The 20,828-nt window shown below is 74.2% G+C and carries 10 protein-coding genes; 2 read left to right on the top strand and 8 right to left on the bottom strand.

Going from position 1 to position 20,828, the window contains the following annotated elements; all coding sequences use genetic code 11:
• Nucleotides 1-50: 50 nt before the first annotated feature.
• Nucleotides 51-1,535, bottom strand: a complete 1,485-nt coding sequence (locus ACH4U8_RS03010) for an alkaline phosphatase family protein (RefSeq protein ID WP_395775656.1) — start codon at nt 1,533-1,535, stop codon at nt 51-53.
• A 290-nt stretch (nt 1,536-1,825) separates the two neighbouring features.
• Between ACH4U8_RS03010 and ACH4U8_RS03005 the strand changes: the two genes are divergently transcribed.
• Together ACH4U8_RS03005 and ACH4U8_RS03000 are read left to right on the top strand one after the other, a co-directional pair.
• Nucleotides 1,826-2,143 carry an Ig domain-containing protein gene (locus ACH4U8_RS03005; RefSeq protein ID WP_395775655.1) on the top strand — a complete coding sequence of 106 codons (318 nt, stop codon included), beginning with the start codon at nt 1,826-1,828 and terminating at the stop codon, nt 2,141-2,143.
• Nucleotides 2,144-2,389: 246 nt separating this feature from the next.
• Nucleotides 2,390-3,274, top strand: coding sequence for a LysR family transcriptional regulator (locus tag ACH4U8_RS03000; protein ID WP_395775654.1), 885 nt, complete (start codon nt 2,390-2,392; stop codon nt 3,272-3,274).
• Between the two features lie 44 nt (nt 3,275-3,318).
• On the opposite strand, the gene ACH4U8_RS02995 is transcribed toward ACH4U8_RS03000, so the two are convergent.
• Genes ACH4U8_RS02995 through ACH4U8_RS02965 form a run of 7 tightly spaced genes read right to left on the bottom strand, consistent with a single transcriptional unit; the run spans nt 3,319 to nt 20,658 of the window.
• Nucleotides 3,319-4,221: a hypothetical protein gene (locus ACH4U8_RS02995; RefSeq protein ID WP_395775653.1), complete on the bottom strand. Its 903-nt coding sequence runs from the start codon at nt 4,219-4,221 to the stop codon at nt 3,319-3,321.
• Nucleotides 4,218-6,092, bottom strand: coding sequence for a methyltransferase domain-containing protein (locus ACH4U8_RS02990; RefSeq protein ID WP_395775652.1), 1,875 nt, complete (start codon nt 6,090-6,092; stop codon nt 4,218-4,220). Before ACH4U8_RS02990 ends, ACH4U8_RS02995 begins: the two co-directional genes overlap by 4 nt.
• Entirely contained in the window at nt 6,086-7,249 is a 1,164-nt protein-coding gene (locus ACH4U8_RS02985) for a glycosyltransferase (protein ID WP_395775651.1), read from the bottom strand. The genes ACH4U8_RS02990 and ACH4U8_RS02985 overlap by 7 nt, the downstream gene beginning before the upstream one ends.
• Nucleotides 7,246-8,121: an alpha/beta fold hydrolase gene (locus tag ACH4U8_RS02980; RefSeq protein WP_395775650.1), complete on the bottom strand. Its 876-nt coding sequence runs from the start codon at nt 8,119-8,121 to the stop codon at nt 7,246-7,248. The genes ACH4U8_RS02985 and ACH4U8_RS02980 overlap by 4 nt, the downstream gene beginning before the upstream one ends.
• Entirely contained in the window at nt 8,118-8,429 is a 312-nt protein-coding gene (locus ACH4U8_RS02975) for a phosphopantetheine-binding protein (RefSeq protein ID WP_360310364.1), read from the bottom strand. The genes ACH4U8_RS02980 and ACH4U8_RS02975 overlap by 4 nt, the downstream gene beginning before the upstream one ends.
• Nucleotides 8,426-13,414, bottom strand: coding sequence for a beta-ketoacyl synthase N-terminal-like domain-containing protein (locus ACH4U8_RS02970; RefSeq protein WP_395775649.1), 4,989 nt, complete (start codon nt 13,412-13,414; stop codon nt 8,426-8,428). The genes ACH4U8_RS02975 and ACH4U8_RS02970 overlap by 4 nt, the downstream gene beginning before the upstream one ends.
• 53 nt (nt 13,415-13,467) lie before the next feature.
• Nucleotides 13,468-20,658, bottom strand: coding sequence for an SDR family NAD(P)-dependent oxidoreductase (locus tag ACH4U8_RS02965; RefSeq protein ID WP_395775648.1), 7,191 nt, complete (start codon nt 20,656-20,658; stop codon nt 13,468-13,470).
• Between the last annotated feature and the right edge of the window lie 170 nt (nt 20,659-20,828).

Below are 20,828 nucleotides of genomic sequence, written 5' to 3'. Positions count from 1 at the left end.
GGGCCTTCGACACCCACGACGGCGGGCCTATTCGACGATGCGTCGAACGATCAGAACCAGCTCACGGTCCAGGGGAACGCGACCGTGCCCTTGGCGCCGGTGGAGTCGGTGGCGGTGACCTCGACGGCGAACGTGCCCACTCCCCACGCCCGACCCGAGACCACACACGAGAGCGGATTCAGGAACAACCCCGCCGGGAGATTGCGCCCCCCACACGAATACGGTCCGCTCCCACCGGAGACCCGAAGCGTCAGATTCACCTGCTGGTTGAACTTCGACACCTGCGGCCCCGGACTCGCGATCACCACCCCACCCGAGGGCGTCGACGAGATCGTCCACCCGAACGACACCGGAGCCGACACCGCGCCGGCACTGTCCGTCGCCGTCACCGACACCTGCGAACTCCCGGCCGCGGTCGGCGAACCCGACACCACACACCCGCCACCCGAAGCCGCCAACCCCGCCGGCAACCCCTGGAACACACACGTGTACGGACCCGTACCACCCGACACCTGCACCGCCAACGACACCGGCACACCCACCGACCCCGCCTGCGCACCCGGACTCACCACCGACACCGACGACGGATTGCCGTCCTGCCAGATCTCGGTGATCGGGGTCGCGGTCGCGGCCTGGCCGGAGCGCCGGGTGCCGTACATGTCCTCGAAGGTGCGCAGCAGGCTGTAGTGGTCCTTGCGGCCCGGGTATTGGCCGGGCTTGACGTGCGCGCCGTACAGGATGGTCGCGATCCGGTTCTCGCTGCGGAAGTTGTCCTCGTCCCAGGTGACCACGAGCAGGCTGTTGTGCGTCTTCGCCCACTCCGCGTAGCCGCTCAGCTTGTTCCGGGTCCAGGTGTCCCCGGTGGAGATGCCACAGGCCGAGTTGAACAGGCGGTCGTGCATGTCGTTGCACAGGTTGGGCACCACGTACGAGACCGTGGGCAGGGTGTTGTAGTCGGTCGGGAACGCGGTGACCGGATAGGTGGTGGCGGCGGGCACGTTCGAGAAGGACAACCACGGGTTGTGCTTGCGTGCGTACGAACCACTCGTGCACACCCCCGGGTTCGCCGCCGACCAGTCCTCGTTGTAACTGCCCCACGTGACACCCGCGTCGATGAGCTGCCGACCGAGGTTGTCCGCGGTGTACGGCGCGCCGGGCGGCGGACACTCGTCACCGGTGACGCCCTGCGTGGAACCGGAGAACATCGCCAGGTAGTTGGGCTGACTGGGGTGGGTCTCGCCGTGGAAGTCGGTCAGGGAGGCTCCGCCGGCGGCCAACTGGTTGAGGTAGGGCGCCTGCGAACTTCCGATGATCTCCTCGTAGTTGCTGTTCTCGTGCACGACGACCACCACGTGGTCGTAGCGCGGGATCGCGGCGGCGACCGCCGCCGGTGCCCGGTCGGGTGGGCCGGCCGAGGCGGGAGCGGTGACGCCGGCGATCGCGCCGAGCGCGAACCCGACGGACAACGCGACGAGTTTGGCCGATCGGGGCTTGCCCCGGGCCGTCGACCGGGACCTGGATCCGGAGTCGGACATGACCTGGCGCCTCCTTGGGCGTGGACGAAGCGGAATCGCAGCGTGGATGCGGTGACCTGCGGAATCAACGTCCGTCGCGGGTAACGGAACGGCCGGCACCGCGGTCCGCCGGGCCCGCCACCGGGGCGCTGCCGGGCCTGAACTGGCCGGGAACGGCGCCGGCCGAGCCGGCCGGCCCGGGTGCGCCCGGTCGCACTCAGAACCAGCGCTCATGCACCGATGCCCAAGCGGTGCGGTGCCGGCGCACACATGTCCGTCCGTCATGAATGCATGCCGGACCGGTATTGGACGTGGGTGAGATCGGCCTCATCTCCTGGAAACATGAACAGATCACATTCCGAAAACCGGCCGAGGATTCGTCCCCCGATCGGCTCACCCGGTCGAAGTTCAACCAGCAGGTGGACCTGACGCTTCGGGTCTCCGGTGGGAGCGGACCGTATTCGTGTGCGGGGCGCAGTCTCCCGGCGGGGTTGTTCCTGAATCCGCTCTCGTGTGTGGTCTCGGGTCGGGCGTGGGGAGTGGGCACGTTCGCCGTCGAGGTCACCGCCACCGACTCCAGCGGGGCCAAAACCACCGCGTCGTTCCCCTGGACCGTTAGCTGGTTCTGACCCACAGTCGAAGCGCACCACTTCCGCCGGGCCGGTCGGCTCGGCGCTCGGGGCATGTGCCTCGGGCGCCGCGCGGCCCGCCCGGCCGCACCGCGTCACCTCTTCATTCGCCCCCCGGCACCACGGCACACCTTGGAGGAACACCATGGTCGACAGCCACCGTGCGGCACACCGAGAGCCAAGCCGGATCCGAGCGCATGATCGAACCTTCGCGGCCCGGGGCCCGGGCCAAGGCGGCGATACCCCGTGACCCTCCAACAGTTGCGCTACCTCATCGCCGTGGCCGAACACGGCAGCATGACCGGTGCCGCCCAGGAACTCTTCGTGGTCCAGCCGGCCCTGTCCCGATCGTTGCAGAGCCTGGAACGCGAGCTGAACGTGGTCCTGTTCACCCGGGTCGGCCGCGGCCTGGTGCCGACGGCGGCCGGCGCGCAGGTGGTCAATCTCGCCCGCAAGGTGCTGCGCGGAGTGCAGGCGATCAAGGACATCGTGCAGGCGGAGGAACCGACCTACCGCGACACCGTGCACCTCGCCGCGACCGCCACGCTGGCGATCGAGTGCACCAGTGGCCTGCTCCCCGGTCTGGCCAAGCTGCACCCGGAGTTGCACATCGTGGTGGACCGACAGGACAGCCGCGACGCGCTGTTCGCGTCGCTGCGCTCCGGCGAGACGGACATCGCGCTGGTGGATCTGCCCGCGCCCGGCGGCTTCGAGGTATTGCCGCTGCGCTCGTACGAGGTGGTGTTGGTCTCGCCGAAGCACACCCGACTGCCGGATCCGGTCTCCTGGACGGACCTGGACGGGCTGCCGATGATCCTGCCGCCCCGGCGCAGCGCGCGGCGGGCCGACTTCGAGATGTTGTTCGCCACGGCCGGGGCGCGGCCGACGGTCGCGATGGAGACCGACGATCGTGGCGCCTGGATCCCGTGCGTGGTGGCCGGGCACGGCTCGGTGTTGTGGTACGCCGACCTGGCCCAGCCGTTCGCGTCGAGTGTCGCCGTGCGGTCGATGAGTCCTCGGCTGATCCGGACGGTCGGCCTGGTGCGCGGGCGCGGGCCGATCAGTCGGGAGGTGCGGGCGCTGCTCGACTACACCCGACGCCAGGGCGTTCAGGAGATGGAGTACGTGTGAGGGTCGGCGCGTTCGACCGCGGCTGAGGACCGGCCGGGCCCGCCCTACGCCACCCGGGTGCAGGGGGACCCGACCCAGGCGCTGAGTACCCGCGGCGCCGGTTCGCCGGCCCGGGTGTAGGTGTCCACCAACGCCCGGCGTACAGCGGCCAGCGCCGCGCCCGGCACCACCGCGATCGTGGACCCGCCCGCACCCAGCGGCCGGGCCTCGATCGCGCCCGCGGCCAGTGCGTTGCGCGCCGGCGGGGACGGGTGGGCGGTTCGGTCGACGGCCGCGCCGCCGGCCGGGTCGGCGTCGCCGGCGGGCCGGCGGGGCACCGCCAGCACGATCCGCAGGCCGAGCCGATCCGGATCGAACGGCACGTGGGTCGGCTCGCCCGCGCGGTCCTCGATCAGGGCGACGTGGCCGGGCCGGCCGAACAGCGCGACCGCGCCCAACGGCAAATCGGCGAGCCGGATCCGGGCCCGCCGGCCGGCGCTCTTCACCGGGTCGTGGAAGGCAGCCTCGATCAGTGCGGCCGTGCAGGTCAGCGGGATCGACGCGGACAGACCGGTGCTGTCCGGCAGGTCGGTGTGCACCAGCAGATCCAGCCCACCCGCCCCGGTGGTGCCGGCGAGCACCGGCCGGACCCAGTCCGGGACCGGGCCGACCTCGCCCGCTGGGTCCAACTCCACCCCCTCGTTTGGGCGGTCGATCGAGCCCACCCGCAGCACACCGTCCGTGCGCGGCGCGGCGGCCACCACCACCCGCCAGGACAGTGCCACCGCGGTGCCCGACCTCCCTCGCGAACCCGACAGGCGCAGCACGTACGGCGCGGACCAGACCCCGGCCGGCGGTCGGCCGAAAGCCTGCGCGAACGCGAACGGCACCAGGCGCAGCACCGGCGCCGCACCGCGTGTGGTGGGCAGTGCCGCCGCCGTGGTCGGCGTGGTCGACGGGCGGGTCATCCCGGGTCCTTTCGGGCGAGGAGACGGTAGGCGTTGCTGCCGCCGTGCTCGCCGGCGACGTGCGCGAACAGCAGGGCGACCGCGTCGAGCAGTACGGCCACCACGAAGCACGGGACGGACAGGGCGACCAGCACGGCGCGGCGGATCCGGCGCAGCGGGGTCGGCCCGCCGGCGATCCACGGCATTGCCGGGTTCGGCGCGAGCGCGGTGAGGGCCTGGGACACCGCGCCGATGAAGTCGTTGCCCTGGTGGGCCCGGCCGTGCTCACGCGCGAGCACGGTGAACCCGCGTGCGTTGAGCGCGACTTCGAGGTTGCGCCAGGGCATCAGGTGCTGGTGCTGGGGCTGGAACTGCGGCAACCACAGGCCGCGCAGCAGTCGGCCGTACGTGCAGTCCGGGTCGGGCAGTTCGATCAGCAGCCGGCCGCCCGGTACCAGGACCTTGGCGGCGGCATCCAGCTCGGCGAAGGGATCGCGAGTGTGCTCCAGGTAGTGGTGCATGCCGACCACGTCGTAACCGCCGGCCAACTCGTCCGCCAGCTCCGGGAATTGGCCGCGATACGCGGTCCGGATCCAGCCGCGCCGCTCGGCCTGCCCGACCCCGTCGCCGAGGTCGAGGCCGTCGAAGACGGTGTCCGGCAGCACGGTCTTGCCGACCACGCACATGTGCGCGTGCCCGGTGCCCACGTCCAACCAGGCGCACGGGGGGCGGTCCGCCGGCACGTGCCGGCGCACCAGGTCGGCGCGGGCCCGGTAGGTGCGCGACATGGTGCCGAACAGCGCCTCGGCGCCCGGGCCGCCGAGGCCGTCGTAGAAGTCCCGGTAGTAGTAGTCCAGTCCGGCCGGGGACAGGCGGGGATTCTGGAACACGTGAGCGCAGTCCCGGCAGCGCTCCAGGGTGAACCGGCCCGGTTTGCCCTGGAGGTGGTCGCCGACCCGACTGCGCACCGCGAGCCGGGTGGAGCCGCACCACGGGCAGGTGTCCCGGCGGTCCTCGAAGAAGGCGTCCAGGCCGTTCGCGACGCTGCGCGCGTACGCGGGGCGCAGCTTCGCCGGGTCCACCGCCGGGGTGGCGGCCCGGGCCGGGCGGGGCCCGGACACCGCGCGCACCCAGCGCCATCCGGCCAGGATCGGCCGCAGTGCGGTGGCCCGGCCCAGGTCGCGCGGACGCACCGGCGAGCGGCCGGCCACCACCGCGTACGGCTGGACCCACATGGCCAGCAGGGCCCAGGCGCCCCAGAACGGGGTGGCCGTACACGCCCCGGTGTAGGCGGCGGCCTCGCCCAGGTTGCCGATCATGGTCGGCCACACCGGCACGCCCAGCGCCCGCAGCCGGCGCTTGCGCAGCGCGGGATCGGTAGGTGCCGCGACCAGGCCGGGCGCGACCGCGTGGCCGGTGCTCAGGGCGGCGAACGGTTTGAGGCGGGCGCCGAGTTCGATCAACTCGGCGGCGTCGAGGTCGACCAGGTCGGCGGCCGGGACGTCGGCGCGGCGCAGCACGTCCGTGTGTACGAGCAGCGCGTGGCCCGCGCCTCGGGCCCGGGCGAGCGGGTCGCGACGGTTGCGCTCCGGGTCCAACCGGCCGAGCAGGGTCAGCAGTTCGTCGGCGGGCAGGTCGCCGGGGACCAGGTCGAGCAGCAGCAGTCGATGCAGTTCGGCGTGGGCGACGGCGTCGCGGATGGTGGACTCGTCCGGGCGGACCCCGGTCGCGGCCACGCAGGTCCAGGCGTCCGGCGCGCGGTTGTCGGTGGGCGCGGTGGGCAGGGAGGGCAGTGCGCGCAGTCGGCGGCGCAGCGTGCGAGTGCCGCCCAGCAGGCCGAGGCCGATCAGCAGGGCGAGCCACGGGAACGGCCCGGCGACGGGGTTCAGCACAACTTCTCCAGACGGTCGGCGGCGGCGCCGGCGCCGCCGGCCGCGGCGAACGAGGCGCGCACCCGGCGGGCACCCGCGCGCAGCTCCGGACGATCCAGCGCGTCGGTCACGGCCGCGCGCAGTTCGGGCACGTGCGCGCGGCCGAAGCGCACCCGGACCCCGGCCCCTGCGGCCACCACCTGGCGCGCCACGATCGGCTGGTCGTCGCGGATCGGCGCGAGCACCAGCGGCAGGCCGAACGCGAGCGCCTCGCACACGGTGTTGTGGCCGCCGTGCGTGACCACCGCGTCCAGGTGCGGGAGCAGCGCGAGTTGGGGCACGAACTCGCGGACCAGGACGTGCTCGGCGGGCTCGCCGGCCAGCCGCTCGGGGGCGGCCAGGATGAGTTGGAGTCGGTCGGCGAGCGGTCGGGTGGCGGCCACCACGGCGGGATAGAACCGGTCGCCCGCCTCGCGGTTGAGGGTGCCGAGCGAGACCAGGATCCGACGTCGATTCGGGTCGAGCCGATCCCACGGGAAGTCCACCGCCACCGGCCTGGCACCGAACGCGGGGCCGACGTAGCAGTGGTGCGCCGGGACCGGCTCGGTCAGCCCGACCAGTTCCGGAGTGGAGAAGATCAACACGAGCCGCGCGGAGAAACGCGGATCACAGTCGGCGGGTACGCCGGCCGCGATCGCCGCCTCGGCGATCCGGGCCCGCACCCAGTCGGCCACCTTCGGGAAGCCCACCAGTGGCCGGGTGAACTCGGCCGAGGTGGTCGCCGAGGTGGCCCACGGCACGCCGGCCCGGACCGCGGCGAACGCGCCGGCGAAGGTCTGCTGATCGGCCACGATCACGTCCGGCCGGTAGCCGGCAACGGCCGCCCGGACCCCGGGCAACATCGCGTGCGCGAGCGGCACCAGGGTCTCCTCGACCAGGAAACGCAACGCGGCCACCCCGCGCAGTCGTTGCCAATTCGCGTGCAGTGCGGAGTAGCCGCCGGCGGGATCCGGGGCGTCGCCGGTGGCGAACAACCGGGCGCCGAGCGGGAGCAGCTCCAGGACCTCGGGCGGCCCGCACCACACCGCCTCGTGCCCGCGCTCGACGAGCGCCGCGGCGACCGCGACGGTCGGGTTGACGTGTCCGGCGAACGGCGGGACCACGAACATGAATCTCATCGGCCGACCCCGGACCGCGTCCCGGCCGGCTCGTGCCGCACCAGCCAGTCGAGCAGTGCGCCCAGCACGGGCGCGGTGGCCTCGCGCAGCACGGTGTGCGCGACGCCGGGCAGGACGGTGAGCGTGCAGTTCGCCAACAACTCGGACAACCGGCGTGCGGGTGGCGCCAGTTCGGACAGTTCGCCGTAGATGGCCAGGACCGGGCAGGCCAGGTCGACCAGTTCGGGCTCGGTCGGGGCGCGCAGCAGGGTGACGTCCTCGATCAGGGTGGTGCCGTTCAGGAGCGCGTCGGCGCCGGCCCGGAGCCGGGCCGCCTTGCGCGCGGGGCCGGTGGGCAGGCGTTCGGGGCCGGGATGCGCTTCCAGGCCGAGCGCGGCCAGGTTGAGCGTGTTGGCCATTTCCTCGACCCAGCCGCCTGCGTAGGGCTCGGCTTCGGTGGGCTCGGTGCCGGTGGGTTCGGCGTCGGTGCGGAGGTCCAGGCACTGTCCCTCGATCAGCACCAGGCTCGCCACCAGGTCGGGCCGGGTCCGGGCGGCGTGCAGCGCGATCAGGCCGCCGAAGCTGTTGCCGACCAGGTGTACCGGGGTCGGCACGTCGCACGCCTTCAGCAGCGCGGCCAGGTCGGCGACCGCGGTGTCCGGGTCGTAGCCGGTCCGGGGCCGCTCGGTGCGCCCGTGTCCGCGCTGGTCGTACAGCACCACCTCGGAGCCCGCCCGGGCGATCGGCGCGGCCAGCGTGTAGTAGAAGCTGGAGAGGTTGTCCAGGACCAGCCCGTGCAGGAAGACCACCGGCGTGCGCAGCGTGGGCCGGTCGGCGGGCGGGCCCAGCCGCTGGACGTGAAAGCGCAAACCGTTCGCGTGCACCTCGCTCATCGGGCACCGTCCAGCGCCTCGGTGCGGGTGCGGGCCGCGATGTGGTCCACGAGTCGGCCGACGGTCATCGCCATGATCTCCTCGATCTCCAGGTCGGCGAGGAAGGCGATGAAGTCGACCCGGTCGCCGTAGTGCTCCTGGAGCCGTCCGGCCAGGGCGACGAACTCGATGCTCTCCAGCGCCAGATCGTCGTCGAAGCCGCTGTCCGGGGTGATCTCGGCGGCGATCAGCAGTTCCTCGCCGACGATCTCGGCGAGCATCCCGGCGACCTCGGCCAGGATCCGGTCGGCATGCGGGTCCGCGCTCATCGGGTGCTCCCATGTGAGGTGGTGGGGAAACCGTTGCGGTGCTCGTCGGGCCGGGCGTTCGTCCACGCGACCACGTAGCGGTCGATCCGGTCGCCGGCGGGATCCGCCACGACCCGGGTGTGGACCGGGTGTTCGGCGCCGTCGGGCGGGCCGGTGCGCACCGACACCTCGGCGTCGTGCGGGCCGGTCGGGTGGGCCGAGGTCACGACCCGGTGCGCCGGTCGGCCGGTCGGGTCGGTGCCGTGTGCCCGGCCGGCCGCCTCCTTGGCGCACCGGAAACGCAGCAGCCACACGTGCCGCGCCTGCGGCTCGCGGTCCACGAGCCGGTCCAGCAGCCGGCGTTCGTCGGCGGTCAGTGAGTCGTGTTCGAGGGCCGTGACGTCGGCGGCGGGGTCGAGCAGGGCGATGTCGATGCCGATCGGTGCCGCGCTCGCGGCGGCGACGGCCAATCGACGACTGTGCGCGACGGACACGTGCGGCGGGGCCGGTGCGTGGGTGCCGGGCTCGACGATCACGTGCGCGAGCGGGCGGTCCGTGTCGTCGGAGTCGATCCGGACCTGCACGGGATACAGCGGGCCGTGTCCGCGTGCCCACAGGTACTGCCGGACGGCGTCCTTGACCACGACCCGCCGGAGCAGCCGACCCCGCCGTTCCCGAGGCGCCGCGGCGGCGAACTCGGCCTGCTCGGTGGTGTCCAGGTAACGGCGGGTCACCAGGTCCTGCGCTGCCGGGTCGGGCCAGCGGGTACGCAGCAGACACCAACCCTCGGGCTGCGGCTCGGCGATGCCGGTGGTGTGCGGGGTGAACTTCATCGGCCACACCCGCTCGTCGGCGGCGAACCGGCGGTAGACCCAGTCGCGCACCACGATCCGCACCGCGCCGGTGGCCGGGTCCACGAGTTCGACGTCACCGCGCACGGTGGTCGGCCGAACCTCCCGGATCCGCGCGGTGGCCAGCAGTTGCGCGCCCGGCGCGGGTGGCGGCCCGTACTCGTCGATCGCCGCGACCGACATCGGGAAGACGAGGCGATCGGTGTCCAGGCGCAACTGCATCCAGTGGCCCAGGAGTTGCCCGGCCGCATCGAGCAGCGCGCCCGGTGCGGGCAGGGCTCGGACGAGGCCGCGGATGCCGTCGTCGGCGACGGTCAGCACCTGGTCGATCCCGGCGAAGCCGGGGCCGTGGAACATCCAGCGATCGCGGTACAGATCCCGGGCGCACACCGGTGCGGGGCCCTCGCCGGCCAGCGGCGTACGGTCGGCGGGCGGCGCGGGGCGGGCCCGGTGGTCCGCGAGCAGTACCTCGGCGGACATGTGGTGGCCGAACTCGATCCGGACCCGCTCGGCGGTCAGCGGCGTACGGACCAACTCGGTGTCGGTCGGCGGCGCCACCGGCAACCAGCGCAACGAGCGCACGTCCCGGTACCCCGCGACCACCCGACCCGGCCCGTCCGCCGCGACCGCCGCCTCGCCGGCCAGCAGAATCAGCGTGGTCATCGGCAACACCGGGAACCGGTCCGCCGGTTCCGGCCACCAGTCGGGCTGCTCGTAGACGCAGTGGTCGCGGACGTAGGGGAACTCGGCCAGAGAGAAGCGGTAGGGGCGGTGCTGTCGGGCGTCGGCGGATGCGGGTGCCGGCGGCGGGTGGGGGAGGCCGGAGACCTCGGCCCTTGCGAGGCCCGGGCTGCGGTACGCGCGGCCCTGTTCGGCGTCGGCGAATGCGGGTGCCGGTGTCGGCGGCAGGTGCAGGCGGTCGGTGACCTCGTTTCCCGCGAGGCCCGGGCCGACGACGTCGGTGACCGCGCGGTCGGCCTCGGTGAGCACGGCGCGGAAGGCCGCGAGCACCGGATGCCCGGAGGCGGGCGCGACGGCCGAGGAGGTCGACCGCACCGAATCGGTCAGCCGCAGCGGCCCGGCGGCCGAGCCCAACGCGACCACCGGCGAGCCGAGATCGAGCCGGACCATCGCCCCGGACGGCGCCGGGGCGGGTGCGGGGACGCGGGCGGGGGCAGCGGCGAGGTCGGCCGCGCGTGCGGGCGCCGGCCCGGGTACCTCGGTCGTGGGCGAGGGCGTGCTCGCGGGGCCGGCTCGGTGGTGCCGGCGCGCATCGGTGCTCGCGGGGCCGGTCGAGTGGTTTGTCGACGGCTCCGTGCTCGCGGGGCCGGTCGAGTGGTTCGTGGGCGCATGCGTGCCTGCCCGGCCGGTCACCTCGATCGCGGACGTACGTGGGTCCGTCGGCCCGGCCGGGTCGATTGCCGCGCCTTCCACCCACAGCGCCGCCGTGGCGCGACGGAAGCCCGCCAGGCCCGGCCGCAGCGTCGAGTGCGCGGCGACGGCCAGCGCGTCGCAGCCGCGCAGCGTGTCGTGCACGAAGCCGACCAGGCTGCCCGCACCCGGCTGGACGAACACCCGCACACCCTGCGCGTACAGCTCCTCGATCAACTCCCGGAACCGGACCGGCTCCAGAAGATGACGCACGGTCAATTCGCGGACGGCTGCCGCTTCCGTCGGATAGGGCGCGATGCCGGTCGCCGACCACACCGGCATCCGAGGTTCCCGCAGCGGGAGTTGCTCGAACGCGTCGGCGACCTGCCCGAGGTAGGGCGCCCACATCGGGGTGTGGAATCCGGAGCGGAACGGCAGCTCGCCACCCACGACGCACTCCCGGCGCAACCGGCCCAGCACTTCGGAGACCGCTTCGGCCGGACCGCACAACACGCTCTGGTTCGGGCAGTTGTCGTGTGAGACCACCACCGAGTCGGCGCCGACGAGGTGGCGTCGGGCGACCGCCACCCCGCAGCCCACCGCCGCATAGACCAGGTCCGGAACGGCCAGCGAATCCGGCCGCAGCGAGGACAGGAAGCCGTCCACCGCAGCGCGCGGGTACATCCCGGCCACCACCATCGCGGTCCACTCGCCCATGCTGTGCCCGGCCAGCAGATCGGGGACCAGACCGGCACGTTCCCACTCGGCCGCCAGGAAGCGGCCCGCCGTCAGCGCGTCCACCGCACGGCCGACCAGGTCCTCGGCGCCGGTCAGCTCGGGTCGGGGCCGGCCGCACGCGTCGGCCAGGTCGTCCAGGCGCGGTGAGATCTCCGGCTCCAGACCGGGAAACAGGAACGCGACCCGGCCGGGATTCGGCGCGTACGGGCCCAGCAACGGGCGCGGGGTGAACCAGATCTCGGCCCGGCCGCGCCACGGCACACCGCGCTCGACCGCACGCGCGGCCAACGCGAGCCGCTTCCGCGTCGGATTCGCGACCGCGAGCCGACACGGCCCGGTGCCGGGCGGCACCGGCGCCGCCCGCCCGGCCGCAACCTCGGCAAGCATCCGACCCAACTCGGCCACCGACCCGGCCGCCAGCGTCAACACGTCGGACTCGACCCCCCGGTCCGACTCGGCGATCGACCCGACCCCCCGGTCCGACTCGGCGATCGACCCGACCCCCCGGTCCGACTCGGCGATCGACCCGACCCCACGCCCCGAATCGGCGGACCGCGTGACCGCCCGGGCCGATCCGGCAGGCGGTATGACCGTCCGGGCCGACTCGATCGCCGGCGCGAGTGCGCGGGCCGGTTCGGTCGGCAGTGCGACCGCCGGTCCCGTGGGCGGCTGTTCGAGTACGGCGTGGGCGTTGACGCCGCCGAAGCCGAACGCGTTGATCGCCGCGAGCCGGCTGCCCGCCGGGTTGACCGGCCAGGACTCGGCGTGGTCCTGCGGACGCATCCGGGTGCCGGTGAAGGCCGGATGCGGGTTCCGCACGTGCAGGGTCGGCGGGAGCGTGCGGTGATGCAGGGCGAGGGTGGCCTTGATCAGGCCCGCCATTCCGGAGGCCTGCATGGTGTGGCCGATGTTGGACTTGACCGTGCCCAGCGCGACATCGGCCGGGCTGTTGCCCGAGCGTGGCCCGAAGACCTTGCCCAGCGTGGTCAGTTCCGCCTCGTCGCCGACCGGCGTGCCGGTCCCGTGCGCCTCCAGCAGACCCAGCAGGCCGGGTACGGTCGGATCCAACTCGGCTACCCGCCAAGCCTGTTCCAGCGCCCTGACCTGTCCGTCGACCAGCGGGCTGAGCAGACTCGCCGCCCGGCCGTCACTGGAGACCCCGACACCACGGACCACCGCGTACACCCGGTCGCCGTCGCGTTCGGCGTCGGCGAACCGCTTGAGCAACACCGCACCGGTGCCCTCGGAGATCAGCGTGCCGTCCGCCGCCCGGTCGAACGGCCGGATCCGCTCGCTCGCACTGAGCGCGCGCAACTGGGTGAACACGCTCCACAACGTCGCGATGTGGCAGTGGTGCACGGCGCCCGCGAGCACCGCGTCGCAGCGTCCGGAACGCAACTCGGCGGCGGCCTGGTCCAGCGCGAGCAGCGAGGTCGCGCAGGCCGCGTCCAGGGTGTAGGCCGGGCCGCCCAGGTCGAGCCGATTGGCGATCCGGGACGCGGTGAAGCTCGGCACCAGGCCGATCGAAGCTTCGGGCCGCTCGGGGCCGAGCGAGTCCTGGAATGCCGCCCGGATCGCGGTCAACCTGGCCCGGCCCAGCTCGGGCGCCAACTCGGCCAACAGCGCGGTGAGTTGATGCGCGGTACGGACCCGTTGGTCGAGCCGGGCGGTGGCCACGCCCATGTAGCCGCCGCGACCGAAGATCACCCCGACTCGGGACCGGTCCGGCAGCCGGGCCTCGCCGCCCGCGTCGGCGATCGCCTCGGCGCCCGCCCGGAGCGCGAGCAGTTGATCCGGTTCGGCGCCGGCGACCACGGCGGGCATGATGCCGAAGCGCACCGGGTCGAACGTGGCCAGGTCGTCCACGAAGCCGCCGCGCCGGCAGTAGAACCGGTCGCTGCGGGCGGGCTCGCCGGCCGTGCCCGGCGCGTAGTAGAGCGCCGGGTCCCAGCGATTCGCCGGCACCTCGGTGATCGCGTCGCCGCCGGACTCGATCAACCGCCAGAAGCCGCCCGGGTCGGCCGCGCCCGGGAAGATCGCACCCATCCCGACGATCGCCGCATCGTCGGGCCGAGGCCCGCGCCCCCCGATCCGGGCGCTCATCCGGACACCGACCCGCGCTCCGACTCCCACATCGACTCGTGCGTCGATCCGAGCGTCGGGGTCTGCGCCGACTCGGAGGCCGGCAGGCATACGTAGACGGCCTGTTCGTCCCGGCCCGAGATCAGTTCGTCGAGCAGTGCCCGGACGCCGTGCTCGGGGTCGATCAATGCGATGCCGCGTCGGCCGTACTCGCGGGCCAACTCCGGTGTGACCATGCCGCCGCCGCTTGCCGCCCACGGACCCCAGTCGATGGTCAGTACCCGCTCCGCGACCGGCGCGAGGGTGTCCTCGGACCCCGCCGACCAGTGCCGACCCAGCGTGGCCAGCGCGTCGTTGGCGGCGGCGTAGTCGGTCTGTCCCCGATTGCCGTACACCCCCGCGACGCTGCCGAACATGACCAGGAACGCCGGTGGTGCCAACGTCGGCCGCAGCGTGCGCAGAGCGGCCACCAGCGCCCGTGCCCCGGTCACCTTGGTGGCGAATACCTGCCGGCAGGACTCGGCGGTCTTGTCCGCGAGCAGCCGATCGGCCAGTACACCGGCGCCGTGCACGATCCCGTCCAGCCTGCCGTGTCGCTCGGCGATCCCGGTCAGGGTCCGGCGGACCGCGTCGGCGTCGGTGACATCGGCGACGTGCAGCCGGACCGACGCCGCGTGTTCGGCCAACTCGGCGAGCGTCGCCCGGACTTGGCGGCGACCGAGTACCCGGGTCAGCTCGGCCTCGATCCGGGCCGGCTCGCGCATCCCGGTCGCGATCAACGCGGCCCGGAGCGCGGGGACGTCGGTCGCCTCGGCGAGCGCGGCGGGCTCCGGGTCGCCGTCGTCACCGGTACGACCGAGCAACTCGATGTGGCACCCGGTGGCACGGGCCAGGCCGATGGCGGCCCGGGCGGTGATGCCGCGTGCCCCACCGGTCAGCAGTACCACGGCGTCCGGCCCGATCCGCTCGCGCAATCGGGCGTCCCGGTCGGCGGGCGACAGGTCCGGGAGCGGCACGGGGCGGGTGCGCAGGGTCAGCCGACGGTCGCCGGACAGGCCGAGCAGCACCGGCGCATCGGGCTCGGGCCGGCCTGCGGTGCGGACCAGTTCGGCCAGGAGCCGCCGGGCGATGCGGGCCGGTTCCTCCTTGGGATCCAGGTCCACTACGCGCAGCACCCGGTCCGGATACTCCAGGGCGGCGGACCGGGCGAACCCGGCCAGGCCCGCGCCCGGCACCGGATCGGGCCCGGTGGCGGCCGGCGCCCGGCCGAAGTGGCCGCCGCCGGGGGTGCCGAGGAACACCTGCCGTACGCCGCCCACCAGCGCGTCCCGCAGCAGCGCGAAGGCGTCCGGGAGGATCGGGTCCGGGCCGTCGGCGAGCGCGGCCAGGTGCACCAGCGTGTCGACCTGCGACCACGCCGGGGCCGGCCGATCGTCCCCCGGTTCGGCCCGGTCCCGGGCGCGCGTCTCGACCACGACGCCGTGCGGCGCGAGCAGGTCGGCCAGCGCCCAGGCGATCCCGCCGCCGTCCTCGACCAGGACCACCCGGCGACCACGCAACGCCTCGCCGATGGGCGGGTCGGATTCGCCCGCGGGCACCGGGTCGTCGATCGGAACACACTCGACCAGATGCCGCGTGGGCCGGTCGGCAACCGGCTCGATCGGCGGCTCCGGCACGACCTGTTCGCCCGAGCCGGCCCCCGAACCCGAGCCGGAACCCAGGACCGGCCCCGAGCCGGAACCCGAGTCCGAGTCCGAGTCCAAGTCCGAGTCCGAGTCCGACCCGGAACCGAAACCCGAGCCCAAGTCCGACCCCGACCCCGAGCCCGGCCCCGAGCCGGAACCGGAGCCGGGCCCCGAGCCCGCCCCCGCGTCGACCGCCAGCACCCCGGCCACGATCGCGTCGATCGTCTTGACCTTCGCCAGCCGCTCGATCACCGTCTCGTCGGCGCCCCCCGCCGCACCGAGCACCCCCGCCGCCCCGACCGCCCCCGTCAGCCGCAGCCGCAAGGCCAGTTCGCCGATGATCTCGGTGCGCTTGATCGAGTCGACGGACAGATCCGCCTCCAGATCCAGCGCCGGATCGAGCATGTCCTCGGGATAACCGGTCCGCGTACCCACGATGTCGAGGACCACGGCCAACACGTGCTCGCGGGTGAGCGGCCCACCCGGCTCCTCGACCGGGACGACCGCCGCGACGGCCCCGGGCCCGGCCACAGCACCCGCCCCGGCCACCGAAGTCGCCCCCGTCACGGAACCCGGCCCCACCCCGAGCGAAACTCCCGCCGCCACCGCCCCGGGCGCAACAACCGGCGCCTCCGGCACCCCGCCCGGCACGCCCAGGTAGCCCAGCAGTACTTCGCGCTGGGCGGCGACCGCGGCCCGGGCGCCGGCCAGGTATTCGAGCAACACCGCGTCCCGCGCGTCCCCGGCCGGCGCCCCCGCCGCACCCGCCGGGCCGGCGGTCGACAGGGCGGCCACCGGGGTCGCCGGATGCAGCCCGCCCGCCACCGGCCTGCCGTCGGCGGTACGCACCAGGTGGCCGTCCACGGTCCAGGCCGGGCGGGTGCCCGGCTCGACGTCCACCGGCCGTACCCGACCGGCCAGGCCGCCCGCGACCCGCACCGGCACGCCGGCGACCGCGAGTTCGGCCAGTGCGGTGAGCAGCCGGCGCACCCCGTCCTCGCCCGGCACGTCGCAGGCCACCGCGGTGTGCGGCCGGTCGCCCAGGATCGTCCGGACCATGCCGGTCAGCGCCCGACCCGGCCCGGCCTCGACGAAGATCCGCACGCCCGCCGCGTACATCGCCTCGATCTGCTCGGCGAAGCGCACCGGCTCGGCCACCTGCCGGGCGATCAGCGCGCGCACCTCGGCGGCCGCGTCCGGATAGCGCTCGGCGGTGGCGTTGGACCACACCGGGATCCTGGGCACCCGCACGTCCAGGTCGGCGACGGCGGCCGTGAGGGTGTCGGCCGCCGCCGCGACCACGGGGCTGTGGAACGCGCACGCCACCGGCAGTCGGCGTGCGGACAGCCCGGCCGCCGCCAGTGCCGCGATCGCCGCCGTCAGGGCCGCCTCGGGGCCCGATACGACGGTCTGCGTCGGCGTGTTGCGATTGGCGAGTACGACGCCGTCGATGCCGGCCAGCAGTTCGGCCACCCGGTCCGCGCCGGCCGGTACCGCCGCCATCGCGCCCGGTTCGCTGCCGGCGGCGGCCAGCACCGCGGCCGCCCGCACCTCGCCGAGCCGAGCCAGGTCCCGGGTGGCCAACACGCCCGCCGACCACAGCGCGGCCAACTCGCCGTAGCTGTGCCCGGCGACCTGGTCCGGCCACACCCCGAACCGGTCGAGCAGCCGGGTCAGCGCGACGGCGGCCACCCCGAGCGCGGGCTGCGCGCGGCGGGTGTCGGTGATCCGGGCCGCCTGCTCGGCCCGGGCCTCGGTGCCGAACGCGGCCGGCGGGAACATGGCCCGCACACACTCCGGGTCGATGTCCCGCAGCCCGTCGCACAGTTCGGGGAAACGGGCGAACAGATCGGCGAGCATCCCGGGCCGCTGACTGCCCTGTCCGGGATACAGGAACGCCACCTGCCCGCCCACCTCCGCCCCCCGGTGGAAGATCTCGCCGGCGGGATCGACCGCACCCGCCCGGGCCAGCATCAGCTTGATCCGCAGATCGGCGTGATCGCTCGCGACGAAGGCGACCCAGACCGGGACTTCGTCGGCGCCTTCCCCGGCGGCGAGCGCCGCCAGGCCGCGCAGCGGCAGGTCCTCGGCCGCGTCCAGCCGGTCGGCGACCCGGTCCAGCGCCGCGTGCGCCGCCGCACGGTCCGCGCCCCGGAAGCAGAACAACTCGGCCGGCCACGCGGCGTCCGCGCCCCCCGGCCCGCCCACCCCGGACAGCTCCGAACCGGCCAGCACGGCGTGGAAATTGGTGCCGCCGAACCCGAACGCACTCACCCCCGCGATGCGTTCGGTGATCGGCGTGGGCCACGGCCGGGCCCGGTCGTCGAACACGAACGGCCCCGGGTCCGACGGTCGGCGCAGGTGCAGGGTCGGCGGGCGCACCCCGAAGTGCACCGCGAGCGCGGCCTTGGCCAGGCCGGCCAGGCCCGCCGCACACTTGGTGTGCCCGATCTGGGATTTCACCGAGCCCACCGCACAGTCGCCGGGGGTCGCGCCGTGCTCGGTGAACACCGCGGTGAGGGTGTCCAGTTCGGCCCGGTCGCCGACCACCGTGCCGGTACCGTGCGCCTCGACCAGGCCGACCCGGGCCGGCGAGACGCCCGCCGCCCGATACGCGCGTTCCAGCGCCCGCCGCTGGCCCTCGGGGCGCGGCGCGGTCAACCCGAGCGAACGGCCGTCGCTGGACCCGCCGACGCCCTTGACCACCGCGTACACCCGATCGCCGTCGCGCTCGGCGTCCGCCAGTCGCTTGAGCAGCACACACACCGCGCCCTCGCCCAGCGCGATCCCGTCCGCGTCCGCGTCGAACGTGGCGCAACGCCCGGTCGGCGACAGGGCGCGCACCGAGGAGAACATCAGGAAGTCGTTGATCCCGTTGTGCGTGTCCACGCCGCCGCACAACACCAGATCGCTGGAGCCGGTGTTCAACTCCTTGCAGGCCAGGTCCAGCGCGGCCAGCGAGGCCGCACACGCGGCGTCCACGGTGTAGTTGACCCCGCCCAGATCGAGCCGGTTGGCGATCCGGCCGGCGATCACGTTGGCCAGCACGCCGGGAAAGGAGTCCTCGGTGGGGGTCGGCAGTTGCCGGTCCAGATCGGCGGGAAGCGCACCGTAGTAGCCCGGGAACAACGCGCGGAAGCCGTACGCGCCGGCCAGGTCCGCGCCCGCCTCGGCGCCGAAGATCACCGAGGTGCGCTCCCGGGCGAAGGCCCGACCCGGTCCGTAGCCGGCATCCGCCAGCGCCCCCGACGCGACGTGCAGCGCGAGCAGTTGGGCCGGATCGATCGCCGCCAGCGAGGCGGGCGGGATCCCGTACCCGGTGGCGTCGAATCCGATCGCGGGCACGAACCCGCCCCACTTGGACGGCGTGCGCCCGGGCGGGACCGCGCCGGGGGCGGCACCGCGGACCGAGCCGCGAGCGGTCGCGCCCGGGTCGGCGTCGGCCGCGAAGTAGCGGTCCACGTCCCAGCGGTCGTGCGGCACCTCGGTCACCGCGTCGACGCCGGCCAGGATGTTGCGCCAGTAACCGGCCAGATCCGGTGCGCCCGGCAGGACACAGGCCATGCCCACGATGGCGACATCCTGCGGTCCGGCCGCAACGGGTCGGGCCGGCCCGCCCAACTCGCGCACCCTGCGGGCCAGCCACGCGGCCGCCTCGATGGTGACCTCGCGGTGCAGTGTGGCGACATCGGTCGGCGCGGACCGCAACACCGCGGCCTGGCCCAGCATGAACATCCCGTCCCGGCGCTGCGCGTCCGCGTCCACCTCGACCAGGGCGTCGCCCTCGCGCCGCAGCCCCTTGCCGGCGATCCGCAACCGACCAAGGTTGAGCTGCTCCAACTCGGCCCAGACCTGCCGGGACGGCAGGCCACGCGCCTCCAGATCGCGCCGGGCGGCCTCGAACGCGGCCACGAACGGCGTGCCCGCACAGCGGGTGGCATGCCCGGGCGCGGTCTGCACGAGCGCGGTCGAGGCACACTCGACCGCCGCCGCCTGGAAGCCGGGCACGATCGCGCCGCTGTCCACCGCCTCGCGGGTGAACAGGTACGCGGTCCCCATCAACACGCCCACCGACGCACCGCGATCGACCAGGGGCGCCGCCGCGGCGGCCACCATCGCGGCCGAACGCGCGTCGTGGATCCCACCCGCGAACAACAGGTCCAACTCGCCCGCGTCCGCGTGTCGTTCGGCGAAGGTCAGCAATTCGTCGAGCTGTGCCTCCCACAGCGGGAAACTCGCGCGCGGCCCGACATGGCCACCACATTCGGTGCCCTCGAAGACGAACCGCCGGGCGCCCTCCCGCAGGAACTGGGTCAACAAACCGGGGGAGGGCACATGCAGATAGGTACGGATCCCGGCGGCCTCCAACGGCGCCGCCCGATCCGGCCGGCCACCCGCGATCAGCGCGTACGGCGGGCGCGCCGCGAGCACCGCGGCCAGTTGCTCCTCGCGCAGCTCGGGCGGCGCGAAGCCGAGCAGGCCCACCCCCCACGGCAGGTCGCCGAGCAGCGCGGCGGTCTCGGCGAGCAGCGCGCCCACCTGCGGGCCGCGCAGCAGCGACAACGCCAGGAACGGCAGCCCGCCCTCCCGGGCCACCGCGTGCGCGAACGCGGCCCGGTCGCTCACCCGCGTCATCGGCCCCTGCGCCGGCCGCGGCCCCACCCCGTGCCGGGCGGCCGAGGCCACCTGGTCCACGATCGCCTCGCGCACCGCGCGCAACACCCGACCGGCGGTGCCGTACCGGTCCGCGAGCCGGGCGGCCGACGCGCCGTCCTGGCCGACCGGCAACAACTCGCGGTGCAGCCCGCTCGCACCCAGCGCGGTGCCGAGGTCGGCGGCCTGCTCGGCCAGTTCCGCGATCGGCAGGTCGGGCCGCCGGTAGACCCGATGCCCGCGGAGCACGACCGTCTCGCTGCCGTCCATCGCCCGCACGGCCGCTGCGACGTCGGCGGGCAGGGTGCTCTCCGCGACCAGGGCCAGTTGGGTGTCCAGCAGCACGCCGGCGGCACCGCCCGCGACCGCCGCGGCGGCGGTGTGCGGACCGATGCCACCGGCCGCCCAGACCGGCACCGGAACACTCTCGTCCGCGAGCAACTGCTGAAGCAGTACGAAGGTGGTCAACTCGCCGCATCGACCACCGCCCTCCGCGCCGCGCGCGACCACTCCCGCAGCCCCGGCGGCGACCGCCGCACGCGCCTGCTCGACGCAGGTGACCTCGACCAGGACCCGCCGCCCCGGCCCGACGGCGGCGAGCGACCACGGCGCGTCCGGCGCCAGGAGCACCACCCGCACCCGCGAGGGCAACTCGTCCGGACGCAGCGGACAACCCACCGGCACCCGAACACCGAAGGACGACAAGCCGGATGCCTCGGTCAACGCGTCGAGCGCCGCGTCGCGCTCGCGGCCGAGGTCGAGCACCCCGAGCGCACCGGCCCGATGCGCGGCGATCACGAGTCGGGCGTTGGGACGACCCAGCGGGCTCACTGCGAGGACCTGATCGCGACGCGGGGACTGCGACGTCATGGGGGAGTGCCTCCATCCGGGAAACCGTGCGGCGGGACGACGATCGGTGCGGTGCGAAGGGCGCGCGAAGGCGATACCGGGCGCCGCGCTTTCGGGAACTTCGGTTCCGGGCACGGGAAATCGCCGCATCGATGCCGATGTCGGGACGTATCCAAGTCAGGAATTGTCAA

Origin of the sequence: Embleya sp. NPDC020886, assembly GCF_044333915.1 — a bacterium.
Lineage (GTDB): Bacteria > Actinomycetota > Actinomycetes > Streptomycetales > Streptomycetaceae > Embleya.
This window is presented reverse-complemented; position numbering and strand designations above follow the sequence as displayed.